At 76.2% G+C, this 4,001-nt stretch carries 3 protein-coding genes; 1 reads left to right on the top strand and 2 read right to left on the bottom strand.

Annotation, left to right across the window (positions count from 1 at the left end):
* A partial coding sequence (locus ND748_RS27120; RefSeq protein ID WP_251749046.1) for a helicase-related protein occupies positions 1–1,928 on the bottom strand: 1,928 nt, incomplete at its 3' end.
* Between the two features lie 327 nt (positions 1,929–2,255).
* Here ND748_RS27120 and ND748_RS27115 point away from each other — a divergent pair.
* Complete coding sequence (locus tag ND748_RS27115; RefSeq protein ID WP_251749045.1) at positions 2,256–2,606, top strand: hypothetical protein; 351 nt, start codon at positions 2,256–2,258, stop codon at positions 2,604–2,606.
* Positions 2,607–2,619: 13 nt separating this feature from the next.
* Here the strand turns inward: ND748_RS27115 and ND748_RS27110 are convergent.
* The coding region (locus ND748_RS27110) for a glycoside hydrolase family 27 protein (protein ID WP_251749044.1) at positions 2,620–4,001 on the bottom strand (1,382 nt) is incomplete at its 5' end.

The following is a 4,001-nucleotide window of genomic DNA, read 5'->3' as shown; positions in this document are numbered from 1 at the left end:
CCCCGGTCGGCGACCGCGACGGCCAGCCACTGCGCGCCGGTGAGCGCCGAGCCGGCGGTCAGCTCCGCGGCCGTTCCCCCGGCCATCAGGTACGTCGTGCCGCCGGTGATACGGGCCCGCGCGAGCCGCTCGGGGAAGGCGAGCCCGATCACGAGTCCGGCCGCGAGGTCGTCGGTGATGCCGTTGCCGGGCGGTCTGGGCCCCGCCCTGAGGTCGTCGGTGACGCCGCCGCCGGGCGGCCCGGGCCGTGTCGCGGGGCCAGGCGGGCGACCACCGGTGACGGGGACAGTGATTCCGGCGGCTCCGGTGGTTTCGGCGCCTGCGCCTGCGCCTGCGGCGTCTTCGGCGGCCGTGCGCAGACGGCGTGACTCGTCGCGCCAGCGGGCGGAGGCGGCCCGGTCGGCGTTTGCCCGCAGGCGGCGCCACGCGGCGAGCAGGTCGTCGGACTCCGAGCCCGGTCCGGCACCGCCGGCCGGGCCGTCGCCCGACAGGATCGCCACGATGTCGGCCGCGCGCCGGGCGCCGACGACGGGAGAGCCGGCGAGCAGGGCACCGGCGAGCCGCGGATGGACCCCGACGGCGGCGATCGATCGTCCTCGCGGCGTCACCCGGCCGGCGTCGTCGAGCGCTCCGAGCGCCCGCAGCGACGCCCCGGCGGCGTCCATCGCCCCCGCCGGCGGGTCGCTGAGCAGGTCGAGGCCGCCGCCGCCGGGATGACCCCAGACCGCGAGGTCCAGGGCGAAGCCGGTCAGGTCGGCGACGGCGATCTCCGGTTCGGCCTGGGCGGGCAGCCGGTCGTGCTCGGCGGCGGACCAGCAGCGGTAGACCCGACCTGGTGCCTCGCGCCCGGCCCGGCCGGCGCGCTGCCCGGCGGACGACCGGGACACCCGCACCGTCACCAGCGAGCCCAGCCCACGGGCATGATCCATCCGTGGGGAGCGGGCCAGTCCGGCGTCGACGACCACCCGGACCCCGGGCACCGTGAGGCTGCTCTCCGCCACCGCGGTCGCCAGCACGACCCGCCGGCGCGGCCCGGGGCGCAGGGCCGCGTCCTGCGTCCCGCCGGACTGCCGGCCGTGCAGGGGGAGCACGTCGACGATGCCGCGGTGGCCCGCGAGCCGCCCGGCGACCGCGGTGATCTCGCCGGCGCCGGGCAGAAAGACGAGCACGTCCCCGGCCGTTTCGCGCAGGGCGCGCCCGACCGTCGCGGCGACGTGGTCGAGCAGCCGCGGGTCGACCCGCAGGCCGTGCGCGGGCGTGATCGGTCCCGACGGCGGCGTCCAGACCACCTCGACGTCGAAGCGCGTGGCGTCGGCGCCGACGACGGGAGCGGGCGGTCCGGGCGCACCCAGCACGTCGGCCAGCCGCGGGGTGTCGGCGGTCGCCGAGGTCGCGAGCAGCAGCAGGTCGGGCCGCAGCGCCGCGCGGACGTCGAGCAGGAACGCCAGCGCCAGGTCGGCGTCGAGGTGGCGCTCGTGGCACTCGTCGAGGATCACCGCGCCGGTCCCGGGGAGTTCCGGGTCGCGTTGCAGCCGCCGGACGAGGACCCCCGTCGTGACCACCTCGACCCGGGTGGACCGCCCGACCCGGCGCTCCCCGCGGATCGTGTAGCCGACGGCGTCGCCGACCTCACCGCCGACGAGCCAGGCCATCCGCCGCGCCGCCGCCCGCACCGCGATCCGCCGCGGCTGGGCGACGACGACCCGGCCCGTGACCACGTCGGCGAGCGCGAGCGGGACCAGCGTCGTCTTGCCCGTCCCGGGTGGTGCGACCAGCACCGCGACCCCGCCTGCGCCGCCGCCCGGATCCGCCCCGTCCGCGCCGGTACCGGGCGCGGGATGGTCGCCGCCGGTCAGCGCGGTGACGAGCGCGGGCAGGACGTCCCGCACGGGCAGGTCCGCCCCGGTGACCGCGCGCTCGGGCAGCATGCGCCCAGTCTCCTCGGGCGCGGGGAGATAACCCATCCCGGGAGCCGCGGTGCATCCCGGGAGCCGGGGTGTAACCCGGGAATCGCAGTCCATCCCGCGAGCTGTAGTCGATCCCGCGAGCTGTAGTCCATCCCAGGAGCTGCGGTGCATCCCGGGAGTCCCGGCCCTGCCGGAAGGTGGTGGCAGCAGCAGTCCGGGGGCCACTTTCTGGCAGTTGCCTGTCAGAAAACCGTGGACTCTGTGCCGACTGGTCGCTAGTGTCCGGATCATCGGACACCGGCGGCGTCCTGAGGGCGGCCGGTTCTCGCCGAGGAGGGGAAACCGGACGTGGCCCGCACGCTTTTCCTGGTCCTGAGCAATCCCGCCGACGGGCGGGACGACGAGTACAACAAGTGGTACGACGAGGTACACATCCGCGACGTCTGCGCGGTTCCCGGCGTGGTCTCCGCGCAGCGCTACCAGGTCCGGCCGGACATCCCGCCCGCCGAGGTGGAGGCCGGTGCCGGTCGCCTGCCACAGCGGCACCTGGCGGTCTACGAACTCGACGACGATCCGGCGAAGGTCTTCGGTGAGTTCCTCGCCCGGGTGGGCGACGGGCGACTGCCACTGAGCGACAGCCTGGACATGGCCAGCGTCGTCATGTCGGTCTGGGAGCCCGGCGCCCGCTGGCCGCGCTGAGCCGCCTGGGCGCTCAGTTCTGCGCGAACGGAACTCGACGGGTGTCGCGGTCGGCGGGAGCGAGGCGGAACAGGGCGGCGGAGCGCGGGGCGAGGGTTATCGGTAGCGAGCCGTCGGCGCTGGTGGTGCTCGTGCCCGCCCACAGGTCGGTGGCGCGGTAGCCGGCGGCTGTGGCCGGCAGGGTCAGCTCGGTCCCGGTGAGGGTTGTCGCGCGGGGGGAGTCGCTCCGATTGACGGCCAGCACGGCGGTGTCACCGCCGGCCAGTGGCCGGGTCCACAGCAGGAGACCGTCGCTGCGGGGCACTGCGACCGGTGCGGCGCCGAGCGGGTCCTGATCGACGGCCAGCACGGCGGCGTTCGTGAGGATCGCGGCCGTCTCCGCGGTCATCCTGGCCAGATCGTTGCCCGCGAGCAGCGGGGAGGCGAACATCGACCAGATGCTCATCTCGCCGCGGGCCTCGGTGTCGTCGAGGGCGGCGGCCGCGGTGGCGGTGGCCAGGCCCGCCAGCTCGCGTACCACGGGGTTGACCGTGGCCGGGGTCAGGCCGATCGCCAGCATGTCCAGGTCGTTCCAGTGGCCGGGGCCGCCGGCGCTCGCCCAGGCGCGGGCGGCGGCGAGGTTGTCCGTGGTGCAGACGCCCGGGTAGCCGTCCATCGGCTGGGTGGACGCCCAGCAGGGGGCGTGGTCGTTGGTGACCCGCCACAGATGGGCGACCCGCGGCGCCCAGGTCCACGCCCGCCCGGCCGTGGGATCGCCGTCCGACGACGGGTTGATGCTGAACACGACGGGCCGGCCGGTGGCGTCGAGCGCGGCGCGCATCCGGCCGAAGCCGGCGATCAGCCACCTGCGGGCGTCGGCGCCGGCCGGGCGCAGGTCCGGGTAGCCGCAGGCGTCGTACTTGAGGTAGTCGACCCCCCACCCGGCGAGGGTGGCGGCGTCGGTGGTCTCGTGGCCGAAGCTGCCGGGCAGCCCCTGGCAGGTGGTGCGGCCGGGGGAGGCGTAGAGGCCGAACCGCAGGCCGCGGGCGTGCACGTAGGCGGCGAGGGCGGCGATGCCGGCGGGGAACCGTTCGGGATCGGCGACCAGGCGTCCATCGTCGCCGCGGGTCGGCGCCATCCAGCCGTCATCGACGATCACGTAGCGGTAGCCGGCGGCGCGCATCCCCGAGCGGACCAGGGCGTCGGCGGCGGCCCGGATGTCGCTGTCGCGCACGCTTCCGCCGAAGGCGTTCCAGCTGTTCCAGCCCATCGGCGGGGTGCGGGCGAGCCCCGCCGAGACCTGCCGGTTCGCCGCCGTGTCGACGACGAGCGGGACGCCACCGCCGTCACCGGCCAGGCCCACCAGCAGCAGGCCCACCAGCAGCAGGAGGATCAGCGAGCCGCGTGCCCCGGCGG

The organism is Frankia sp. AiPs1 (genome assembly GCF_023716945.1).
In the GTDB taxonomy this organism is placed as follows: domain Bacteria; phylum Actinomycetota; class Actinomycetes; order Frankiales; family Frankiaceae; genus Frankia.
The sequence above is the reverse complement of the archived record's forward strand: the minus strand, read 5'-3'. Positions and strand labels throughout refer to the sequence as shown.